At 65.4% G+C, this 23,149-nt stretch carries 15 protein-coding genes; 9 read left to right on the forward strand and 6 right to left on the reverse strand.

Annotated elements, in window-relative coordinates; genetic code table 11:
- The first annotated feature begins 87 nt into the window (after window positions 1–87).
- The 8 genes from AC10QF_RS06270 to AC10QF_RS06305 all read left to right on the forward strand — a co-directional run bounded on the left by AC10QF_RS06270 (window position 88) and on the right by AC10QF_RS06305 (window position 10,671).
- Window positions 88–2,466 carry a methyl-accepting chemotaxis protein gene (locus AC10QF_RS06270; RefSeq protein ID WP_138953772.1) on the forward strand — a complete coding sequence of 793 codons (2,379 nt, stop codon included), beginning with the start codon at window positions 88–90 and terminating at the stop codon, window positions 2,464–2,466.
- Window positions 2,467–3,295: 829 nt separating this feature from the next.
- The gene (locus AC10QF_RS06275; RefSeq protein WP_494541933.1) at window positions 3,296–5,578 is read left to right on the forward strand and encodes a methyl-accepting chemotaxis protein; all 2,283 of its coding nucleotides are present in this window, start codon (window positions 3,296–3,298) and stop codon (window positions 5,576–5,578) included.
- A 37-nt stretch (window positions 5,579–5,615) separates the two neighbouring features.
- Entirely contained in the window at window positions 5,616–6,485 is an 870-nt protein-coding gene (locus AC10QF_RS06280) for a CheR family methyltransferase (protein WP_049416359.1), read from the forward strand.
- Complete coding sequence (gene cheD, locus AC10QF_RS06285) at window positions 6,482–7,078, forward strand: chemoreceptor glutamine deamidase CheD (protein WP_053499420.1); 597 nt, start codon at window positions 6,482–6,484, stop codon at window positions 7,076–7,078. The genes AC10QF_RS06280 and cheD overlap by 4 nt, the downstream gene beginning before the upstream one ends.
- Entirely contained in the window at window positions 7,075–8,148 is a 1,074-nt protein-coding gene (locus AC10QF_RS06290; protein WP_005416406.1) for a protein-glutamate methylesterase/protein-glutamine glutaminase, read from the forward strand. Before cheD ends, AC10QF_RS06290 begins: the two co-directional genes overlap by 4 nt.
- A gap of 414 nt (window positions 8,149–8,562) precedes the next feature.
- Window positions 8,563–9,201, forward strand: coding sequence for a hypothetical protein (locus AC10QF_RS06295; protein ID WP_111176691.1), 639 nt, complete (start codon window positions 8,563–8,565; stop codon window positions 9,199–9,201).
- Window positions 9,198–10,121, forward strand: a complete 924-nt coding sequence (locus AC10QF_RS06300; protein ID WP_494541934.1) for a Tle-like phospholipase domain-containing protein — start codon at window positions 9,198–9,200, stop codon at window positions 10,119–10,121. The genes AC10QF_RS06295 and AC10QF_RS06300 overlap by 4 nt, the downstream gene beginning before the upstream one ends.
- A gap of 112 nt (window positions 10,122–10,233) precedes the next feature.
- The gene (locus tag AC10QF_RS06305; RefSeq protein ID WP_494541935.1) at window positions 10,234–10,671 is read left to right on the forward strand and encodes an XVIPCD domain-containing protein; all 438 of its coding nucleotides are present in this window, start codon (window positions 10,234–10,236) and stop codon (window positions 10,669–10,671) included.
- Window positions 10,672–10,816: 145 nt separating this feature from the next.
- Here the strand turns inward: AC10QF_RS06305 and acnB are convergent, their stop codons facing one another.
- The 5 genes from acnB to AC10QF_RS06330 form a co-directional block, all read right to left on the reverse strand.
- Window positions 10,817–13,408 (reverse strand): bifunctional aconitate hydratase 2/2-methylisocitrate dehydratase, encoded by a 2,592-nt coding sequence (gene acnB, locus AC10QF_RS06310; RefSeq protein ID WP_061479288.1) that lies wholly within the window; start codon window positions 13,406–13,408, stop codon window positions 10,817–10,819.
- A gap of 44 nt (window positions 13,409–13,452) precedes the next feature.
- Window positions 13,453–13,851, reverse strand: a complete 399-nt coding sequence (locus tag AC10QF_RS06315) for a type II toxin-antitoxin system VapC family toxin (RefSeq protein ID WP_005416402.1) — start codon at window positions 13,849–13,851, stop codon at window positions 13,453–13,455.
- 6 nt (window positions 13,852–13,857) lie between these two features.
- The gene (locus AC10QF_RS06320) at window positions 13,858–14,082 is read right to left on the reverse strand and encodes an AbrB/MazE/SpoVT family DNA-binding domain-containing protein (protein WP_005409505.1); all 225 of its coding nucleotides are present in this window, start codon (window positions 14,080–14,082) and stop codon (window positions 13,858–13,860) included.
- A gap of 261 nt (window positions 14,083–14,343) precedes the next feature.
- Complete coding sequence (locus AC10QF_RS06325) at window positions 14,344–16,269, reverse strand: M48 family metallopeptidase (RefSeq protein WP_494541936.1); 1,926 nt, start codon at window positions 16,267–16,269, stop codon at window positions 14,344–14,346.
- Complete coding sequence (locus tag AC10QF_RS06330; RefSeq protein ID WP_494541937.1) at window positions 16,259–18,349, reverse strand: DUF4034 domain-containing protein; 2,091 nt, start codon at window positions 18,347–18,349, stop codon at window positions 16,259–16,261. Before AC10QF_RS06330 ends, AC10QF_RS06325 begins: the two co-directional genes overlap by 11 nt.
- A 273-nt stretch (window positions 18,350–18,622) precedes the next feature.
- On the opposite strand from AC10QF_RS06330, the gene acnA reads away from it, so the two are divergent.
- Window positions 18,623–21,376, forward strand: a complete 2,754-nt coding sequence (gene acnA / locus AC10QF_RS06335) for an aconitate hydratase AcnA (protein WP_069138624.1) — start codon at window positions 18,623–18,625, stop codon at window positions 21,374–21,376.
- 151 nt (window positions 21,377–21,527) lie between these two features.
- Here acnA and AC10QF_RS06340 read toward each other — a convergent pair whose 3' ends face one another.
- Complete coding sequence (locus AC10QF_RS06340) at window positions 21,528–23,078, reverse strand: BCCT family transporter (protein WP_005416395.1); 1,551 nt, start codon at window positions 23,076–23,078, stop codon at window positions 21,528–21,530.
- Between the last annotated feature and the right edge of the window lie 71 nt (window positions 23,079–23,149).

Below are 23,149 nucleotides of genomic sequence, written 5' to 3' on the forward strand. Positions count from 1 at the left end.
AACCACGCCGGACCTGGTGCCGGCGTGGTTTCTGCTGCAACCGGGCCCGATGCCCGGGCGCGTCTGCCTTAGGAGCTCGCAACGCCCATGCCGTGGATCAACAACCTGAAACTGATGCCGAAGCTGCTGCTGACCTTCGGCGTCCTCCTGCTGGTGATGCTGCTGCAGGGCATCGTCGCCTATCGCGGCCTGCATTCGCTGAACAACGTCACCACCGAGCTGGCCGGTTCACGCATGGAGAGCATCCGCCTCGCCGGCGAGATGCGCGGCATGCTGGGCGAATACCGCAATGCCGCCTACCAGCAGTTGATCCGCGCCAGCGACGACGTCAAGTCCGACGCGCGCAAGCAGGCCGTCGACCTGCGCACCAGCATGGACAAGTCGATCAAGGACTATCCGAAGCTGGTCGACAACGCGCAACAGAAGAAGCTGTTCGACACCTTCGCCAAGGAATGGAAGGATGCGCTGGCGTCCTATGACAGCGTCACCGAGATGCTGGAACTTGACCTGCCGGACGATGCCATCGATACCTTCGTCGGCGAAACCCGTACCAAGCACCGCAAGGCTGCATCGGCGCTGGAAGCGCTGATCGCCGAAGACAACCGCCTCGCCCGCGCCTCGCGCGAAGAGGCCGCCTCCACCTATTCCGCCTCGGCCGTGCTGACCGTGATCGCCCTGCTGGGTGGCGCCGCACTCGGCCTGGTGCTGGTGTGGCTGTTCGCCCGCGCACTGGTCGGCAGCGTGCGTGGCGCCGTCTCGGTCGCCAACGACGTCGCCGGTGGCAAGCTCGATGGTCATATCGACGTCAGCCGCCAGGACGAAGTGGGCGAACTGATGCAGGCCATGCAGCGCATGCAGCGCGACCTCCGCGAGCGCATCGAGACCGACCAGGCCGTGGCCCGCGAGAATCTGCGCATCCGTACCGCGCTGGACTACAGCTCGACCGGCGTGTACCTGACCGACACCAGCAACACCATCGTCTACAGCAACCGCGCCCTGCAGCAGACCCTGAGCCAGTACCAGGACGAAGTTCGCCGCGACCTGCCGGACTTCGATGCCCAGGCCTCGCTGATCGGCAAGCCGGTCACCGTGCTTGAACACCGCGGCGAGATGGACCAGACCCTGCTGGGTAACCTGAAGGCACACGGCGTCGCCCGTCGCCCGATGCAGTATGGCGATGCCCAGTTCGCCCAGGTGGTCTCGACCATCCGCAATGAAGGCGGCGACACCGTCGGCTACGTGGTGGAATGGCGCGACCGTACCCAGGAAGCGCAGGTCGAAGCCGAAGTGGCCCGCGTGATCGCCCAGGCTGCCGCCGGCGACCTGTCCGGCCGCATCGACGCGACCGACAAGGAAGGCTTCTTCCTGCAGCTGGCCCAGCAGATCAACGGCCTGCTGGATGCCAACGCTGGCAGCATCGAACAGATCTCCGGCCTGCTTGCGGCACTGTCGCAGGGCGACCTGACCGTGCGCATGCACGGCGACTACCAGGGCGTGTTCGCCCGCATGCGTGACGATGCCAACGCCACCGCCGCGCAGCTGAGCGAGATCGTCACCCGCATCAAGCAGTCCAGCCGCGCGATCAGTTCGGCCGCCGGCGAGATCGCCTCGGGCAACAGCGACCTGTCGCGCCGCACCGAGCAGCAGGCTGCCAACCTCGAGGAAACCGCGGCCTCGATGGAGGAACTGACCTCCACCGTGCGCCAGAACGCCGAGCATGCCCGCCAGGCCAACCAGCTCGCCATCGGCGCCCACGGCGTCGCCTCGCAGGGCGGTGAAGTCGTCGGCCAGGTGGTCACCACCATGTCCGCCATCGAAGCCTCGTCGAAGAAGATCGCCGAGATCATCAGCGTCATCGACGGCATTGCGTTCCAGACCAACATCCTGGCGCTGAATGCCGCCGTGGAAGCCGCGCGTGCCGGTGAACAGGGCCGCGGCTTCGCCGTGGTTGCCAGTGAAGTGCGCACCCTCGCCCAGCGCTCGGCGGCTGCCGCCAAGGAGATCAAGGGCCTGATCGACGACTCCGTCGGCAAGGTCAACGACGGCTCGGCGCTGGTGCACAAGGCCGGCGCGACCATGGGCGAGATCGTCGCCTCGGTGCAGCGTGTGACCGACATCATGGCCGAGATCTCCGCCGCCTCGCAGGAACAGAGCGCGGGCATCGAGCAGGTCAACCAGACCGTGGTGCAGATGGACGAAACCACCCAGCAGAATGCCGCGCTGGTGGAGGAAGCCACCGCTGCCGCACGTGCGATGGAAGAACAGGCCGGCCATCTCAGCGAAGCGGTGTCGATCTTCGTGGTCGATGAGGCCGAGGTCGTCGCCGCCCCGCGCGTCGCCGCAGCCCCGGCCCCGCGAGCCACCGCGCCGGCCGCCCCGGCACCGGTCGCACCGCCGGCCCGCCGCACCGCTGGCGGTCGCCCGATGGCCACCGAACTGGCCGACGGAGACTGGCAGGAATTCTGATGCCGGCCTGACCTGATCCACGAACACGCCCTGGCCCTGCGCCGGGGCGTTTTTGTTTACGGGGTATCTGGATATCCAGCCAACGGCGAAGCCCCTCGGGGTGGTCGCGGAGAGCGCTTGGCTACTGCGGGCTGGCCGGGAGGGTGGGCTGCGCAGGGGACGCCGTAAACCCATCCCTGGGGGCTTGGCCGCGGCATCCATGCCGCGGACACCCCTGCGCGGCCCACCCTCCCGGCCACGGGCAGTTTCCGTGCGCGTCCACCCCGGATTGAAGAAAGAAGAGCAAAAAACAAAAGCCAGGTCACTTCCGGGGTCAGATCCGTTTTCCGCAGGAAAACGGATCTGACCCCTCTTTCCACCTGGAACCCCAACGCTCTTTCCGTCCGACACCGAAATGCCGAGAGGGCTGGGCCGGGGTGGGTAGGCAGGACCGTTGGCGCCATGGGCCCGAGGCATGCCTCGGGCGGGTTGGGCAGGACGCCCAACCCCGGTCTTGCCGCGTGCGCAGGACTGCGCACACGAGCAAGGCGCCATCGAGCCCCCATGGACGGGTTTACGGCGTGTCCTGGCTGCCCACCCCGGCCCAGCCACCTACTGACGATCCAGCGCCGACCAACTGCTGTTGCTGTTGCTGTTGCTGTTGCTGTTGCTGTTGCTTCAAAACCAGCCTGCCGCAGGCAGCGCCGAAGCCGCCGCTGCACGGAAACCTGAATATGTTCGGACACCGCACCTCAATCCCCCGCCCTGACGGCCGATAACGGGGTTGTCACCGCTTGTCCCGCCGTGACCGGCACGGCGCCGCCCGCCCGCTTCGACCTGGTCCTGCTCGATGAATCTCCTGCATCGCTGGCAACACTACTTCAGCAATCTTTCCGTCCGGCGCAAGCTCAACCTGCTGACGCTGCTCATCGCGCTCGGCGTGATCGCGCTGTCGGTGATCGCCGCCCGCATGCAGTACCTTGACCTGACCGAGACCCGCAAGGCTGCGCTGAAGACCCAGGTCGAACTGAGCTACGGCATCCTCCAGCACTACCACCGCCTGGCCGGCACCGGCGAACTCAGCGAAGAGGCCGCCAAGCGCGCCGCGCTGCAGGCGCTGGAGGTCATGCGCGCCGGGAACGATACCTACTACTTCAACATTTACGACACCGGCTACCGCCTGCTGATGCACCCGTTCCGCAAGGACCTGGTCGGCAAGGACATGAAGGACTTCCACACCGACGACGGCGTACGGATCTACTACGACCAGGTCGAAGCGGCTCGCGCCGGCGGCGGCTTCGTCAACTACCGCTGGGCCAAGCCGGGCAGCAAGGGCGAGGTCGAGAAGGTCGCGTACGCCGGCCTGTTCGCGCCGTGGAACTGGGTGGTCAGCAGTGGCGTCTACATGGACGACGTGCAGAAGCAGGCGCTGGTGTTCACTGCTATCATGACAGTCTCCGGCGGCGTCCTGGTGCTGATCGTACTGGCCCTGAGCTGGGTCATCGGCAATCGCATCGCCGTGCCGTTGAAGCAGGCCACGGCCGTCGCCGAGGGCATCGCCGCCGGCAAGCTCGACAGCCATATCGGCCCGCAGCCGCACGATGAAACCGGCCGCCTGCTGGACGCCATGGCCGGCATGCAGCAGCAGTTGCATGCGGTCATCACCGGCCAGCGCGAAATGGCCCGCCGCCACGACGGTGGCGAACTCAGCTACCGCATCGACGCCAGCGCCTTCCCCGGCGAGTACGGGCTGATGGTGCAGGAAACCAACGCCCTGGTGGGTAGCCACGTGCAGACCCTGCACGATGTGCTGGACGTGGTGCAGCAGTACGCGGTTGGTGACCTGAGCCGCGACATCGCCCGCTACCCGGGCGAGAAGGCGGCGATGACCACCACCGTCGACACCGTCAAGGCCAACCTCGGCCGCATCAACGCCGAGATCAAGCAGTTGGCCAGCGCCGCTGCTGCCGGCGACTTCAGCCGCCGAGGCGATGCGCAGCGCTTCGACCACGATTTCCGCCTGATGCTGGAAAACCTCAACGCGATGATGGCGGTCAGCGATGACAACCTCGGCAAGCTGTCGCAGCTGCTGTCGGCCATCGCCGAGGGCGACCTGACCGCGCGCATGCACGGCGATTACAAGGGCGTGTTCGCCCGCATGCGCGACGATGCCAACGCCACGGTCGCGCAGCTGACCCAGATCGTCGGCCAGATCCAGGCCAGCGCTTCCAGCATCACCCTGGCCGCCGGCGAGATCGCCTCGGGCAACAGCGACCTGTCACGCCGCACCGAGCAGCAGGCCGCCAACCTGGAGGAAACCGCGGCCTCGATGGAGGAACTGACCTCCACCGTGCGCCAGAACGCCGAGCACGCCCGCCAGGCCAACCAGCTCGCCATCGGCGCCCATGGCGTCGCCTCGCAGGGCGGCGAGGTCGTCGGCCAGGTGGTCACCACCATGTCGGCCATCGAAGCCTCGTCGAAGAAGATCGCCGAGATCATCAGCGTCATCGACGGCATTGCGTTCCAGACCAACATCCTGGCGCTGAATGCCGCCGTGGAAGCCGCGCGTGCCGGTGAACAGGGCCGCGGCTTCGCCGTGGTCGCCAGCGAAGTGCGCACCCTCGCCCAGCGCTCGGCGGCTGCCGCCAAGGAGATCAAGGGCCTGATCGACGACTCCGTCGGCAAGGTCAACGACGGCTCGGCGCTGGTGCACAAGGCCGGCGCGACCATGGGCGAGATCGTCGCCTCGGTGCAGCGTGTGACCGACATCATGGCCGAGATCTCCGCCGCCTCGCAGGAACAGAGCGCGGGCATCGAGCAGGTCAACCAGACCGTGGTGCAGATGGACGAAACCACCCAGCAGAATGCCGCGCTGGTGGAGGAAGCCACCGCTGCCGCACGTGCGATGGAAGACCAGGCCGCACAGCTTGCAGATGCCGTGGCGATCTTCCGGCTCGACAACCAGGTCTCGGCCGCGATGCAGGCCGTTGCCGCGCGGGTCGAGCCGGCGAGAGTCACCACCGTGGCACCTCCGCAGCCAAGCCGCGCGGCAGCACCTGCACCGATATCGCCACGTCGTAGCAGCAACGCCGGCACCTTCGTCGCCAGCGACAGCGACTGGCAGGAATTCTGAGACCCACCCGTAGCGGCTTCGGCCGCTGCCCCCGCCGATGGACACGTCCCCCGTGCAAAGTCCTACTCCCATCGTTACCGGCCCACGCGAATTCGAGTTCGCCGACCGTGATTTCCGCCGCGTCTGCGACCTGATCTATCAGCGCGTGGGCATTGCGCTTGCGCCGGCAAAGCGCGACATGGTCTATGGCCGCCTGTCGCGCCGCCTGCGCACGCTGGGCATGCGCAGCTTCCAGCAGTACCTGGACCATCTGGAGCAGGAAGATGGTGACGAGTGGCAGGCGTTCACCAACGCCCTGACCACCAATCTGACCTCGTTCTTCCGCGAACCGCACCACTTCGACAAGCTGCGCGAAGAACTGCAGCAGCGCTCCAGCCGCACGCCGTTGCTGCTGTGGTCGTGCGCGGCGTCCACCGGCGAAGAGCCCTATTCGATGGCGATCACCGCGTGCGAGGCCTTTGGCACCCTGAAGCCGCCGGTACGCATCATCGCCACTGACGTCGACACCCAGGTGCTGGCCACCGCCGGCCGTGGCGTCTACAACATCGATCGCGTCGCCAGCCTCGATCCGGACCTGCGCCGCCGCTACTTCCAGCGTGGCAGCGGCCCCAACGAGGGTCAGTGCCGCGTGCTGCCTGCGCTGCGCGAGCTGATCGAATTCCGCCCGTTGAACCTGCTCGCCCCGCGCTACGACGTCGGTGGCCCGTTCGACGCACTGTTCTGCCGCAACGTGATGATCTACTTCGACAAGCCGACCCAGCGCGCGATCCTCGGCCGCCTGGTGCAGCACCTGGCCGATGACGGTCTGCTCTACACCGGCCATTCGGAGAACTATCTGCACGCCGCCGACCTGATCCAGCCCTGCGGCCGCACCCTGTACCGCCGTGCGGCGAAGGCCGGCGCATGAACGCTTCGCTGCGTACCGACGATGTGATGCGCTACCAGGATGCGCGTTTCCAGACCATCGCCGCCAAGCTGCTGCCCACCCAGTACCTGGTGGTCGATGACACCACCGCGCTGACCACCACGCTGGGCTCGTGCGTAGCCGCCTGCCTGCGCGACCCGGTGCTGAAGATCGGCGGCATGAACCACTTCCTGCTGCCCGAGGGCAACGCCGGTGACGGCGCGCCCGCGCGCTACGGCAGCTACGCGATGGAACTGCTGATCAACGACATGCTCAAGCGTGGTGCCCACCGCAAGCGCATCGAGGCCAAGGTGTTCGGTGGCGCCAACGTGCTGAAGGGCTTCACCAGCAACCCGGTTGGCACCCGCAACGCCGAGTTTGTCCGCCAGTACCTTCAGGCCGAGCACATTCCGATCATTGCCGAGGACCTGTGCGGCATCCATCCGCGCAAGATCTGGTTCTTCGCCGATACCGGCCGCGTGGTGGTGCAGCGCCTGCCGCATGCGCATGAGGCCGAGGTGGCCGCCGCCGAATCGGCGGTGCGTGCGCGCCTGTCCAAGGCGCCGGTCACCGGTGGCGTGGAGCTGTTCGAATGACCTTCACCGGCAACGCCCCCTGCCGGGTCCTGATCGTCGACGACTCCGCCGTCGTGCGGCAGATGCTCACGGAAATCCTGTCCAGCGACCCGGCCATCGACGTGGTCGGCACCGCGGCTGACCCGCTGTTGGCGCGCGAGAAGATCAAGCGCCTGCTCCCGGACGTGATCACCCTCGACGTGGAAATGCCGCGCATGGACGGGCTGGCGTTCCTGGAAAACCTGATGCGCCTGCATCCGCTGCCGGTGGTGATGATTTCTTCGCTGACCGAGCGAGGCGCCGACACCACCCTGCAGGCACTGGCGCTGGGCGCCGTGGATTTCGTCTCCAAGCCCAAGCTGGACGTGGCCCGCGGCCTGCAGGGCTATGCCGAGGAGATCATCGCCAAGGTCAAGATGGCGGCGCGCTCGCGCGTGCGTCCGCTGGTGCGTGCCAGCGCCCCCAAGCTCACGCTGGACGCAGCGCCGGCGACGCGTGCTGCCTCGCCGCAGTTCCGTACCACCGACCGCCTGATCGCGATCGGCTCGTCAGCCGGTGGCACCGAAGCGCTGCGCGTGGTGCTGGAAGGCATGCCTGCCGATGCACCCGCCGTGGTGATGACCCAGCACCTGCCGGCCAGCTTCAGCAGCGCCTTTGCCGAACGCCTGGACCGACACTCGGCAATGGCCGTGCGCGAGGCCAGCGACGGCGAAGCGGTGCTGCCCGGCCACGCCTACCTCCCGCCCGGCGGCAAGCACCTGCGCATCATCCGCGACGGTGCGCGCTGGCGCTGCCGCGTCGACGACGGCCCGGCAGTGAACCGGCACAAGCCCGCGGTGGACGTGCTGTTCCGCTCGGTCGCGCAGAGCGCCGGTGGCAATGCCATCGGTGCCATCCTCACCGGCATGGGTGACGACGGCGCGCGCGGCCTGCTGGAAATGCGCCAGGCCGGCGCCCCAACGCTGGTGCAGGACGAAGCGACCAGCGTGGTCTGGGGCATGCCCGGTGCCGCGTTCAAGCTGGGCGCTGCCGAGGAACAGGTGCCACTGGAGAGGATCGCCGAGCGGTTGCTCGCCCTCGCCCGCGGCTGACAGGCCCCTGTAGAGCCGAGCCCACGCTCGGCTCCGCTCCCTGCTGGACACCTGCAAGAGACGTCAGGCTCCATTGCCGATCCGCCGCCAGCACTTTCGACCATTGATGTTTCAACGGCGCTGATCGAGGTTTGATCCTGCCGCAAGCCATGCGCGCCAAACGGGAGGCCCGCAGGACACCGACTTGGAGCGCGGCTGGAGCGGGTCGTATAGTCAGGTACCGCACCGCAATGGAACGCCGATGAACGTTACCCCGCAAGGCCGCGCTGCTCGGGTACACAGGGTGGGAAGTCCGGGTAACGGACAATACCCACTGCGCAACCTGTCGCATTTGCCCGGATGTTGCGCCGTCGTTCGCGATGAGACCGCATGTTCCAAGGATCAAGGACAATCCTGCTGCGACATGGACCGCTCATGCTGAAATCCGTCCCCAGCCTTGCTCATGTTGCGTTGATCGCCTTGATCACACTGGTTGTTGCAGGCTGCAACAAGGAACGCTCGTTCCCTGTCTATCGCGAGAATCCTGCGCCAAGGGATGCGCTGCCGATTGTGATTCGGGTCCACGATGCACCCGTGGATGTTCCCGTTCCTTCGGTCTTCGTCACGTATGAGATAGACCCACTCTGTCTGCCTCCGGTCAACAATTGGGAGGGGGTGCAGTACGAGCCGAACCAGCACAAGGTTGAGGTTCAGGCACAGCGCCTCAGTGCAACTGAATTCAGCAGTGCTGTTTTCAAGGACGGTATGGAAGTTGCCGACTATTACGGTCGTGGCCCGTGCACTTGGACACCCGTGCTCGTGGAAGCTTCATTCGCCTTCATCATTGATGGCCGCCCTATCCAAGCAACCGCATGGACTTCATTTACAAAGCTTGAAACCGGGAAACTCTCTACTACCTACGTACATCGCGCCTTACGCCCCATGACTTCAGGGGGATCGCCAGAGTGGACGCCTACCGAGCCTTCGACTTGGTACGAGAAGATGTCTCAAGATAAGCGAAAGGATTACTTCCCAATCGAAATCTCCACACGGACTGAAGGAACAGCCCAATGAATCCTGGAGCAAATGCAGCCCTCTCCGATCATGTCTACAAGGATCCGCTCCCTGAACCCAAGACCATTGTTACCATTGCCGGGACGGAATATCGAGTATTGGCCAGCCTAAACTCCGCCACCGGCTACCAAGGCGTCATTTACCATAATCTCGAATCCAAAGAAGTAATCGTCACCCATCGCGGTACCGAGTTTGATCGCCAGCCTCTGATTGATGGCGGCATCGATGCGGCGATGGTCACCGCCAGAATCAACGCGCAAATTGATGATGCCCTCGCGCTGACCAAGCAGGCAATCGAGCTGGCTTACGCAAATGGATATGGCCAGGTTTCCGTCACCGGCCACTCCCTGGGCGGCGCGCTCGCACAGATCACTGCACACCACTACAACCTCCCCGGCGACGCGTTCAATCCCTACGGTGCCGCCGGGCTGGCATATCGCCTTCCTGAAGGCCAGCCAGCCAGCGCGGCGCCCTTCACCAACCACGTCTTGGCAGGCGACCTGGTCAGTGCCAGCGGTCCCCATTACGGCAAGGTCGAGATGTATGCGCTGCCCAGGGAACTGGAGATCCTGCGCAACGCCGAGCACGGCCAGCGCATCGCCTCGATCGGAACACCCGGGATGAAGAGCGGCCATGTCATGTCCGCCGCGGTGGCGGTCCAGTTGGGCGACTCCCATCGAGTGGTTCATTTCCTTGATCGCATGACCGATAAGGGCCCGGTGCAATCTGTACTGGACAATCCACAGGCGCGCGTTACGGATCCTGAGGACCTGCGCCGGATTGCCGACTACCGCAGGGATGTTCATCAACTACGTGCGGGTGCGACCGTGCTTGTCGGCGGCGGGCCCGGTCTGCTGCGCGACGGTATCAATTTCCTGCGGTGTCGAGGAAGCCGGTGCATACGCCCGCCACGAAGCTGAAGCCGAGCAGCGGGCCCGCAATGCGTTCAAGCCGGGCGATAAACTGATCCAGGATGCAACCGACAAGGGCTCGCCCTCTCTCAGCAATCCCGCTTTCTCTCCCAGGCCCCCTTTGCAGGAGAGCATTGAATCAACCTTGGACAGGGCAGGCCTTGATCCCAGGAAGGAAGGCCATCCAGACCATGCGCTCTACCGGCAGATTCGCGAGGGTGTATCCGCCGTGGATGCTAGGCACGGGCGCAGCTTCGATGAAACCAGTGAGCGCGTGACGGCCGGCCTGCTTGCGGCGGCCAAGGGCAGCGGCCTGGAACGCGTCGATCACGTTGTACTGGGCAATTCACCCAGCGATGGCCCAGCCTCTCGCATGTTCGTTGTGCAGGGAGCGCTCGACAATCCAGTAAACCTGCGGGCGTCGGTTCCAATCAGTGAGGCCGTCAATACGCCCGTAGAACAGTCGCTCGCCAAGGCCGAGCAGATTTCGCAGGCACAACAGGTCGCCCAGCAGGACCTCGCCCACGAGCAGGCCCTCACCGCGAGGCGGATGGGCTAGGCCACCTGGCCGGGCACAATGAAAAACCCGGCTTTCACCTGCGGTTCTTCGTTTCAACGGGTTGCCTACCAGCGGCCGGCACTACCATGCGTCGTCCGCTCACAAAAAAACCCCCGGCGCGAGCCGGGGGTTTTCCGTTACCGCATCAGGCAGCGACCGTGCTGGCCACGTCCTGGTATTCCTCGATCTGGTCGAAGTTCATGTAGCGGTAGATCTCCGCACCATTGGCGTTGATCACGCCGATGTCCGCCATGTACTCCTCCTTGGTCGGGATGCGGCCCAGGCGCGAGCAGATCGCCGCCAGTTCCGCCGAACCCAGGTACACGTTGGTGTTGCGGCCCAGACGGTTCGGGAAGTTGCGGGTCGAGGTCGACATCGCGGTGGAGCCTTCGCGGATCTGCGCCTGGTTGCCCATGCACAGCGAGCAGCCCGGCATTTCCATGCGTGCGCCGGTAGCGCCGAAGGTGCCGTACACGCCTTCCTTGGTCAGCTCCGAGGCGTCCATCTTGGTCGGCGGGGCCACCCACAGGCGGGTCGGCAGGTCACGCTTGCCTTCCAGCAGCTTGGCAGCGGCGCGGAAGTGACCGATGTTGGTCATGCACGAACCGATGAACACTTCGTCGATCTTGGCACCGGCCACTTCGGACAGGGTCTTCACGTCGTCCGGGTCGTTCGGGCAGGCCACGATCGGCTCGTGGATGTCGGCAAGGTCGATTTCGATGACGGCGGCGTACTCGGCGTCCGCATCCGGCTCCAGCAGCTGCGGGTTGGCCAGCCACGCTTCCATCTTCTCGATACGGCGCTGCAGCGAGCGCGGATCCTGGTAACCCTCGGCAATCATCCACTTCAGCAGGGTGATGTTGCTGGTCAGGTACTCGATGATCGGCTCCTTGTTCAGGCGCACCGAGCAACCGGCCGCCGAACGCTCGGCAGAGGCGTCGGACAGTTCGAACGCCTGTTCGACCTTCAGATCCGGCAGGCCTTCGATTTCCAGGATACGGCCGGAGAAGATGTTCTTCTTGCCCGCCTTGGCCACGGTCAGCAGGCCCGACTTGATCGCGTACAGCGGGATCGCGTTGACCAGGTCACGCAGGGTCACGCCCGGCTGCATCTTGCCCTTGAAGCGCACCAGCACCGACTCCGGCATGTCCAGCGGCATCACGCCGGTGGCAGCGGCGAAGGCGACCAGGCCCGAGCCGGCCGGGAACGAAATACCCACCGGGAAACGGGTGTGCGAGTCACCGCCGGTGCCGACCGTGTCCGGCAGCAGCATGCGGTTGAGCCAGCTGTGGATCACGCCGTCGCCCGGGCGCAGAGAAACGCCGCCACGGGTGGAGATGAACTCCGGCAGGGTGTGGTGGGTCTTGACGTCCACCGGCTTGGGGTAAGCGGCGGTGTGGCAGAACGACTGCATCACCAGGTCGGCCGAGAAGCCCAGGCAGGCCAGATCCTTCAGCTCGTCACGGGTCATCGGGCCGGTGGTGTCCTGCGAGCCGACCGAGGTCATCTTCGGTTCGCAGTAGGTGCCCGGGCGCATGCCCTGGCCTTCCGGCAGGCCACAGGCGCGGCCAACCATCTTCTGCGCCAGCGAGAAGCCCTTGCCGGTATCGGCCGGCTGCACCGGCAGGCGGAACAGGTCGGTCGGGGCCAGGCCCAGCGCTTCGCGCGCCTTGCCGGTCAGGCCACGGCCGATGATCAGCGGGATGCGGCCACCGGCACGCACTTCGTCGAACAGCACGTCGGACTTGACCTGGAACTCGGCGATCACTTCGCCGTTCTTCAGCGCCTTGCCTTCGTACGGACGCAGCTCGATGACATCGCCGTGCTCCATCTTCGACACGTCCAGCTCGATCGGCAGCGCACCGGCATCTTCCATGGTGTTGTAGAAGATCGGGGCGATCTTGCCGCCCAGGCACACGCCGCCAGCGCGCTTGTTCGGGATGTACGGAATGTCATCGCCGGTCCACCACAGCACGCTGTTGGTGGCCGACTTGCGCGAGGAGCCGGTGCCGACCACGTCGCCGACGTAGGCGACCAGGTGGCCCTTGTCCTTCAGCGACAGGATCTGCTGGATCGGGCCGCGCTTGCCGTCTTCTTCCGGGGTGAACGGCGCGTCGTCGCGCTTGTTCTTCAGCATCGCCAGCGCGTGCATCGGAATGTCCGGGCGGGTGGTCGCGTCCGGTGCCGGCGACAGGTCGTCGGTGTTGGTTTCGCCCGGCACCTTGAACACGGTGATGGTCAGGCTCTGCGGCACTTCCGGCTTGCTGGTGAACCACTCGGCCTCGGCCCAGCTCTGCAGCACGGCCTGGGCGTTGGCGTTGCCGGCCTTCGCCTTCTCCTGCACGTCATGGAACGCATCGAACACCAGCAGGGTGTTCTTCAGGCCATTGGCAGCGATAGCGCCAACGCTGGCGTCGTCCAGCAGCTGGATCAGCGGCGCAACGTTGTAGCCGCCGAGCATGGTGCCCAACAGTTCGGTGGCGCGCTCGCGGCTGATCAGCGGGTTCTGCTCGCTGCCCAGGGCGATCGCCGCCAGGTACGACGCCTTGACCTTGGCTGCGTCATCGACGCCGGCCGGCACGCGGTGGGTCAGCAGGTCGAGCAGGAACTCGGCCTCGCCCTGCGGCGGGTTCTTCAGCAGTTCGATGACATCGGCCGTCTGCTGCGCGCTCAGCGGCAGCGGCGGGATGCCAAGCGCAGCGCGCTCGGCGACGTGGTGGCGGTAGGCTTCCAACATGACAACTCCCGGGTAATGCGTAGGTTGAAAAATCAAAAGTGGGCTCAGGCGTGCGGCACGATCAGCTTCAGGCCCTTGAAGTAGTCGCGGTAAAACGTGTCGTTCCAGGTGATCAGGCCATCGCACTGCAGCAGTGCGTGGGCGCCGACCATGAATTCGTCCAGGCTGCGACGGCTGCCGCCGCGCTGACGGTGACGGCGGTGCATCTCGCCGGCGCGCAGCGCCGACTTGGCTTCCATCGGGTTGAAGTGCACGCCCATCTCTTCCAGCGCTTCGAGCACCTCGGCACCACCGCGCAGCGATGCGCACACTTCGGCGAGGGTTGCGCCACAGACCACCACGCGGCCACCGACCAGGCTCTGCCGGAGGATGGCTTCCACGGCATCGGCCTGCGGTCCGTTGCTGAGCAGTTCGACCAGTACCGGTGAATCGACGGCGATCATCACGGCTTACTCCTCGTCGCGCACCGCGCGTACTGCCGCATCGGACGACTCGAAGCCGTCCAGCGCGAACTTGCCGCGCGCCCGTGAAATGGCATCGTCAACACTCTTGCGCAGGATGATGCGGCTGCCGTCCAGCTCGACCTTCAGCAGCGTGCCCTTGGTCAGGCCGAGGGCATCGCGCACCGCCTTGGGCAGGGTGATCTGTCCGCGTTCTGCAACGGTGGCTTCCATGGGTATGCCCTCTTCGGTATGCACGAATTATACATACCGAAGGGGCCATACCGCCAGCCACGTACTTGGAACGCCACCTGCAGGCGGGTATTGGAGGTAGTGCTCTCGTCCCTGCCCTGCCCGCTGCGCCTGCGGTTGCTGGTCTGCCAAGCGGATCGCACTAAACAGCAGCCGGCCGTGTTCGTTCAGGAACCTGTCTGTCTCCTGCCGGCCGCGTGGAACAGGACAGCTTGAGACGCAAGCGCGCCCGTCCGGCCAACATCAGATCATCCGGGCAAAGGCCTTGCCTCGCGCGACGCGACCCGCAAGCCGGCTGTCAGGCATTTCGACAGTGCCCACCCACGCAAGCCCACCAGGAAACTGCACCGCCTCAAGAAGGTGCGTGCAACGTAGCCTCTGGTGGCTGTCGCGGATACGCAGCCGGTCCAGCAGGGTTTCCTGAAGGCCTGCATCGGGCACAACCACGACCACCAGCCGATGGCGTTCGCTCCGCCACCGCGAACGTTGCCGCAACAGACTCACCGACCTCGCTATCGCCTGCACGCGCTGCAATGAACACCTGAAATCTTCGAGCACATGATCGGGCATCTCGAATGGCTCGAAGATGCTGTCGGCCTCGACGCTGTCCCATTCAACGCTCTCGGCATGGTCTGCAAGCGCGTCGGCGGCCACGGCACGGCGCAGCAGTGCCAGCCTGGAATCATCTGCACCTTCCCCATGCAGAAGACGCAGTTGCCAGCGACGGCAATGACGATCCATGTCAATGGACTGGCCTGCACACTCGTCAAGCAACGCCGTCGCCGCCGCGCGGTCTCCGCAGTCAATGGCCCGCTCAATGAGCATTGACCGCGCAACAGCGAGATCCTGATCGCCAGAAGCCAATGCATCTTTCAGGATCTGCCAGCACCCCGCATCCGCCAGCTCCCGCTGCAGCCAGCCCAGCCGCTCCAGCGTGCGCGCAGGCAGCACCTGGGTACTCCTTCGACAGAGCAGATGGTCGCGCTCCTGACGCAGTCGCTCGCAGCGCGCCACATGCTCCTCCCATGCGCCAGCAGCATCGGCAGGCCACCGACGGTCAAGCGCATCAGCCAACTTGCTGGACATCTTCATGGGCACCAGCACTGACAGCGCCGAGCATCCCTCGCCGATCGGATCCAGCACCGGCATGTTCGTGCCTCCCAGCATGCCAAGCCGGTCGCCCAATCTCGGGTGCGTCGGCAACGGCGCGACACCGCACAACAGGGCTTCGTCGAGCCAATAACTCCGCTCACTGGCATCCGGCCAGCGCAGGTCCCCCAGCAGCAAGCCTGCAAAAGGCCTGCCTTCCGGCGCGGCAGACGTGGCATCAGCGGGGAAGAACAACGGCCACCAAATCGTTGACAGCGTATGCTTTGCCAACCCGATCATGGCCAGCGTCTGCGCGACCCGTGCACCGCCGCAGCACTGCGCAGCGGCACGGTCGGCACGGTACTCGCAGCTGTGCGAGAGACGACGCCAGCATCTCCCGCTCACCGGGCCACAGAGTCGGCCAACCCACGCCACCAGACGCCACACTGATCGTGCGTAGCACGTATCGGCATTGTGCGGCGTGTTGCCCGATGTCACCGCCAGCAGTCTGGCCAGCAGCGAATGCAGGACAGCACGAGTTCCCCCGACGTGCCCCAGTTCGTGCGCAATGACCGCACGCATCTGCTCGGGAGAGAGCATCACCAGCAATGGAAAACCAAGTGTCACCCGGAGCGCGGGCGTGGTCCCCGGCCGCCAGCGACGTTCGACGCTTATGGACGCATTGCACTCATCGTGGATCCAGACCTGATCGATGGATGGCAACCGCCGCGTTGCTGCCACGGAATCCAGCACCGCAAACAGCGCAGGGGCATCGGCTCTCCGCAAGACCGGCCAGGGTTCCACATCGGTGGCTTCCGTCCGGTACCCGGCCAGCATGCGGGCGACGGCACACAGATGCAGCAGCGCAAGCACGGCCATGGCAGCCAGCATGATGTGAGGCAATGGCAAACCTGCCTTCCCGCCCCAGGCCAGTGCCAGCACAACCGTCAACGGCAGTACCGCGATCACTGCCAGCGGCAGCGACAGCAGAACCACGCCCGCCGTGCCCGCCAGCACCCCACCCGCAGCCTCACGAATCCGGCGGACCGACCGCCCGGAGGTTAGCGCGTCAGCCTGCATCGGGATTTGGCGGGGCCTCACCGAACGTCAGCGCATACGCCACGGGATCAATCTGACGGCGGTCACGTTCGACTGCGCGGCGCCAGCGCAGGCCACCCAGCCACTCCCCTTTCATCTGAAGTCGACCCTGCAGGTCTTCAATGTCCGGATCGTCCGGTTCACGCTCGAAGGCGCGCTCCAGCCAGACGCTCGCCAGCCAGCGGTTAACGGCGACGCCAATGCCCGAAAGGAAGGCATCGGCGAAGAATCTGGATGCCCAAGCCTCCAGATCGGCGTCATCCTGCAGCCAGATACGAACCAGCACGGTATGCACCGCCTCATGCTGCTCTTCGGGGGCTCCTTCCCAGAGCATCCGCACCAGGGTCTTCATTGCGTAGGACCATGCCTCTTCGTGCGGCAGCGCAACGTCATTGACCCGCCGATAGCAACGCAACGCCTCGGCGCGCGCCTCGGGACAACCATCGTTATAGAAGGCCTTTGCACGCCTGAGCCCCCAGTTGCACAGGGCAACCGGGTGATCGGCGGCCGCGGCCTGTTCCAGCAGCGCCGCGCTTCTGGCCGCGTCCGGGACCACACGACCGCGCTTGGTGGGCGGTGCATCTGGCGACAGCTCGCCGGAGTACACCAGCATGGCGCCCGCATGGCCCCGCGCGATGAGGCGCTCGAACAATGCGATTCCGGCATCCGAATCGATGCCGTCATACAGATTGAATGCATGCTGGCCCACATCCGTGCCATGCGCCTCCGCCATCCGCAGCGCCAGGTCGAAGCGGGTTTCCCTGCAGCCAGCCGCTAAGGGCGCATCGCCAGCAAGACCAAAGGCATCGCACTGGCGGGCGACGTCCAGCCACAACAGCGCACACGCATCGTTGTGCAGAAGCTCCTCAAGCTCCAGGCAGCGGCGCATCAGACCAGCGCGGTCTTCTATTCCAGCATGGGCGACGCACTGCTCCAGCGTATACAGACTCCGTTCGGCGAATGCATAAGGCATCAGCTCGAACATCTCCACCAACATCGCATACACGCACTGCATTTCAGCCTTGTTCCAGCACACTTCGCCGTCCACCTCCGTCCGCGCCTGATAGGCAAGGTGCCGGGAATAGGCCCGCAGTGCGCGTGCACGCGTTTCGGGCAGCAGGTCCGAGGCCAGCAGGGCATCGAGGCTCTCCCTTACCTGGGCGATGTCCTCCGCATCCTCGCTGTCATCGATCATCCCGATCCAGTCATTCTCCTTCAACTCGCGCAGATCATTGCGCTGCGCCTCGGTCAGCCCCGTACAGATCGGACCGTCGATGAAACCCTGCATCTGCTCGTGGCTTCCTCCCCAGCGTGGATAGAGGAAATAGAGATAGTCACCCAACAGGTCCAGGTCGTTGGGACTGACTGCCAATGCCTGCCGCAGCCAGTAGATCTTGCCGTCCTCGAACTCGTGCGGCAGCCGCGGTGCAAGGCAGGCCGGCAGGCTGGGAATCTGTTGCAGAGCCCCGCCAAGGGTTGCCACATGCGCCAATCCTGCCTGCCAGATCAGCTCATCATGGCCATCAGTGTCCGGGTAGGCATCGGGCACTTTACCGACCTGCTGATCCAGCAGCCATTGAGGCTCACCGAGATAGCACGTGACCCTGAACAGTCGATGCCATGCCTGTCGCCCGCGCGGGTCACAGGCCAGCGCCTGCAGGAAGCAGGCTACTGCGTGGTCTCTGGCCAGACCGGCGCCGATCCACTGACTGCGGCCCACCTGGTTCGCGCACCGTGCTGAACGGATGCGTGCAGCGGTCTGCCCCCAGGCAGCGCCCAGCACCAGCCACGCATGGTAGCTCTGCGGGCACTCCGCAACCCACCCCCGCAGCAGTTCCATCAACCGGGCCTCTTCAAGCCAAGGCGCGATCAACTGCTGCATCAACCATTGCGCCGAGCCCAGCCCGGTCCGCGGCTCCTCCTGATCGTCGCGATTGATAAACAGGGCATCAAGCGCCTCCCCCTGTCCCGCCAGAAGCAGCTCCCGGGCCATTTTACGGACGCTGACGGCGTCAGCCACTTCCGGGCGTTCATGGGGGGCGATCAGACGTTCATGGGTCATTGGTGGACCTTGCTGGGATCAACCGTTCACTCTGGTTGGCCTCGCCGGCAGCCGCCATGAAGAAAGTTGCAAAATCGGCATCGGCACGAAGAACCGTGACGTCGGCACTACATACAGCCATGTAACCTTGCGTCCTGCGCCAAGGGCGTTCCGGCCCCTCCCCGTTCGGCCATACTGACGGGGATCCGGCGGCCGGGACGCCACCGGCCACCGCAAGCAGGCCTGCCCATGCGCGGGCCACTGCAAGCCATCCGCAAGAAGGAGTTAACCCGCATGAGCGATTCGTTCTCCACCCGCAGCCAGCTGAACGTCGGTGGCAAGACCTACGACTACTTCAGCCTGCCCACGCTGGGCCAGCGCTTCGATATCTCCCACCTGCCCTACTCGATGAAGATCCTGCTGGAGAACCTGCTCCGGCACGAGGACGGCGGCATCACTGTCGGCAAGGACCACATCGAAGCCGTGGCCCGCTGGAACCCGGCGGCCGAGCCGGACACCGAGATCGCGTTCATGCCGGCGCGCGTGGTCCTGCAGGACTTCACCGGCGTGCCCTGCGTGGTCGACCTGGCCGCGATGCGCGATGCGGTGGTCAAGCTCGGCGGCAAGCCGGAGCAGATCAACCCGCAGATTCCCTCCGAACTGGTCATCGACCACTCGGTGCAGGTCGATGTGTTCGGCAAGCCCGACGCGCTGGACCTCAACGGCAAGATCGAGTTCCAGCGCAACCAGGAACGCTATGGCTTCCTGCGCTGGGGCCAGAAGGCCTTCGACAACTTCAAGGTGGTGCCACCCAACACCGGTATCGTGCACCAGGTGAACCTCGAAAACCTTGCCCGCGTGGTGATGACCGCGGACAAGGACGGCAAGGCAGTGGCCTACCCGGATACGGTGTTTGGCACCGACAGCCACACCACCATGATCAATGGCATCGGCGTGCTGGGCTGGGGCGTGGGCGGCATCGAAGCGGAGGCCGCCATGCTCGGCCAGCCGTCGTCGATGCTGATCCCGCAGGTGGTCGGCTTCAAGCTGACCGGCAAGCTGCCCGAGGGCGCCACCGCCACCGACTTGGTGCTGACCGTCACCCAGATGCTGCGCAAGCTGGGCGTGGTGGGCAAGTTCGTCGAGTTCTACGGTGACGGCCTGCAGCACCTGCCGCTGGCCGACCGCGCCACCATCGGCAACATGGCCCCGGAGTACGGCGCCACCTGCGGCATCTTCCCGATCGACGCGGAATCGCTGAACTACCTGCGCCTGTCGGGCCGCAGCGAAGAGCAGATCAACCTGGTCGAGGCCTACGCCAAGGCGCAGGGCCTGTGGCACGAACCCGGCAGCCCGCACGCCCAATACAGCAGCACGCTGGAACTGGACATGGGCACGGTGAAGCCGTCGCTCGCCGGCCCGAAGCGCCCGCAGGACCGCGTGCTGCTGGAAGACGTGCAGAAGAACTACCGCGAAGCGCTGGTCGGCATGACTGCCAACCGTGACAAGCGCAGCGAGGACGTTGCCACCTTCGTCAACGAAGGCGGCGGCGCCGCGGTCGGCAACGAGCAGCTGGCCAAGGGCTTTGCCGACATCGAGATCGAAGGCCGCAAGGTGCGGCTGAAGGATGGCGCAGTGGTCATCGCCGCCATCACCTCGTGCACCAACACCTCCAACCCGGCGGTGATGATCGGTGCCGGCCTGCTGGCCCGCAACGCAGCCGCCAAGGGCCTGAACCGCCAGCCGTGGGTGAAGACCTCGCTCGGCCCGGGCTCGCGCGTGGTTACCGATTACCTTGAAAAGGCCGGTGTGCTGAAGGAGCTGGAGAAGATCGGCTTCTACGTGGTCGGCTATGGCTGCACCACCTGCATCGGCAACTCCGGCCCGCTGCCGACCGAAGTCAGCGCCGGCATCGCCGCTGGCGATCTGGTGGTGACCTCGGTGCTGTCGGGCAACCGCAACTTCGAGGGCCGCGTGCACCCCGAAGTGAAGATGAACTACCTGGCCAGCCCGCCGCTGGTGGTGGCCTATGCCATCGCCGGCACCACCGACATCGACCTGACCACCCAGCCGCTGGGTACCGGCAGCGATGGCCAGCCGGTGTTCCTGCGCGACATCTGGCCAAGCAACAAGGAAATCGGCGACGTCATCGCCGCCACCATTGGCCCGGAGATGTTCAAGCAGAACTACGCCGATGTGTTCAAGGGTGACACCCGCTGGAACACCATCGCCTCGCCGGACGGCAACCTGTACGCGTGGAGCGACGCCTCCACCTACATCAAGAACCCGCCCTACTTCGATGGCATGACCATGCAGACCGGCAGCATCGACGACGTGCACGGCGCACGCGTGATGGGCCTGTTCGGCGACTCGATCACCACCGACCACATTTCCCCGGCCGGCAACATCAAGAAGGACTCGCCGGCAGGCCGCTTCCTGCAGGAGCGCGGCGTGCAGCCGGCCGACTTCAACAGCTACGGCAGCCGTCGCGGCAACGATGACGTGATGGTCCGCGGCACCTTCGCCAACATCCGCATCAAGAACCTGATGTTCGGTGGCGAGGAAGGCGGCAACACCCTGTACTACCCAGCCGGTGGTGGCCAGCCGGAAAAGCTGGCGATCTACGACGCGGCCATGAAGTACAAGGCCGACAAGGTGCCGCTGGTGGTGCTGGCCGGCAAGGAATACGGCACCGGATCATCGCGTGACTGGGCGGCCAAGGGCACCCTGCTGCTGGGGGTGAAGGCGGTCATCGCCGAGAGCTTCGAGCGCATCCACCGCTCCAACCTGGTCGGCATGGGCGTGCTGCCGCTGCAGTTCCGCAACGGCGAGAACGCACAGACGCTGGGCCTGGACGGCTCGGAAGTGATCGACATCACCGGCCTGCAGGATGGTGCAAGCAAGCGCGCCACGGTTACCGCCACCAAGGCCGATGGCACGAAGAAGACCTTCGAGGTGTCGGTGATGCTGCTGACCCCGAAGGAAGTCGAGTACTTCCGTCATGGCGGCCTGCTGCAGTACGTGCTTCGCCAGCTGGCAGCCAAGTAATGGGTAACGCCGGGCCATGCCCGGCGAATCCCGGGAGCAAACAGCAAGGGCCGGATCCTCACGGATCCGGCCCTTGCTGTTTCACCGCAGCCAGGCATGGCCTGGCTCTACTGCCTCATCGGCGGCATCGGGATGGATGCCGGATGCCCGCTCAGCGGCGCGGCGCATCCGGGTCGGTGCGCAGGGCCTTCAACAGGCCCCACATGTAGAACGCCAGGGTGAACGAGAACGGCAGGCCGCACAGCACCACCGCCGTCTGCATCGCGCTGAAGTTGCCGGCCAGCAGCAGGCCGACGCTGGCCACGGTGATGCCGGCGGCCCAGAACACGCGCAGCCAGATAGGCGCGTCATGGCCATCTTCCACGCCATCGTCAACGCGACGGGTGCACAGGTTGGCGATCATCAGCGTGCCCGAGTCGACCGGGGTCAGGAACAGCACGAAGCCGATCACCACCGCAGCACCGGCCACGTACGGCGCCGCAGGCAGGTATTCCAGCAGCTTGAACAAGGTCATCGCTGCATCATGCTGGGCCACGTCACCCAGGATCGCCTGGCCATGGTTGAGCACCAGGTCGATGGCGGTATTGCCGAAGATCGACAGCCAGGCCAGGGTGAAGCCGAGCGGGATCAGCAGCACGCCCATGATCACTTCGCGGATGGTGCGGCCACGCGAGATGCGCGCCACGAAAAGGCCGACGAACGGTGCCCAGGCGATCCACCACGCCCAGTAGAACAGCGTCCACGAACCCATCCACTCACGGCCCTTGGGGTCGTTGAGGTACATGTCGAAGCTCTTGCGCACGAACGCGCCGAGGTAATCGCCGGTGTTCTGGATCAGGCCATCGAACAGGTGCAGGGTCGGGCCGGTGACCAGCACGAACAGCAGCAGGCCACACAGCAGGCGCACGTTGAGGTTGGACAGCCAGGCAATGCCCTTTTCCACGCCGGCCACCACGCCGATGGTGGCCACGACCATCATCACCAGCACGATCACCACCAGCACCTGCGGCGTATCCGGGATGTGGAACAGGTAGACCAGGCCGGACTGTACCACCAGCGCGCCGATGCCGAGGTTGGTCACCATCGAGATCAGCGTGGCCAGGATGCCGAAGCCATCGACCATGTCGCCGATGCGGCCGTGGATGCGCTCACCGAAGACCGGGTACAACGCAGAGCGCAGCGCCAGCGGCAGGTCCCGGCGATAGGCGAAATAGCCCAGTGCCACGCCGACCAGCGCATACAGCGCCCAGCCATGCAGGCCCCAGTGCAGGAAGGTCAGCACCATCGCTTCACGACCGGCGGCCACGGTGCCGCCGGGCTGCCCGGGTGGATTGAGGAAATGATCCAGCGGCTCGTAGGCGCCGTAGTACAGCAGCGCGATGCCGATGCCGGCCGAGAACAGCATCGAAACCCAGGCGACATAGCCGAAGGCCGGTGATTCCTCGTTGTGGCCCAGGCGGATGCGGCCGTACGGCGAGAACGCCAGCCACAGCACGAAGCCCAGGCACAGCACGATCAGCAGCATGTACCACCAGCCGAACGCGGCCGACACTTCGGCCTGCGCCCATTGCAGCCAGTGCTCGCTGCCTTCGGGATAGAGAACGGTGAGCAGCCCGAGGATGCCGATCGACACCGAGGAGCTGAGGAAGACAAAACGGTTCAAGCGCAGGGGCGAACGCTTGGGATGAGCCAGGGAAGACATGGGGTCGTCTCATCAAGTCCGAGGGAGCACATGGGCGGGGCCGGACCGGTAAACCGGGCCCATGGCGTGGG

This window comes from Stenotrophomonas maltophilia complex sp. Om-AH-Sm3 (assembly GCF_059337855.1).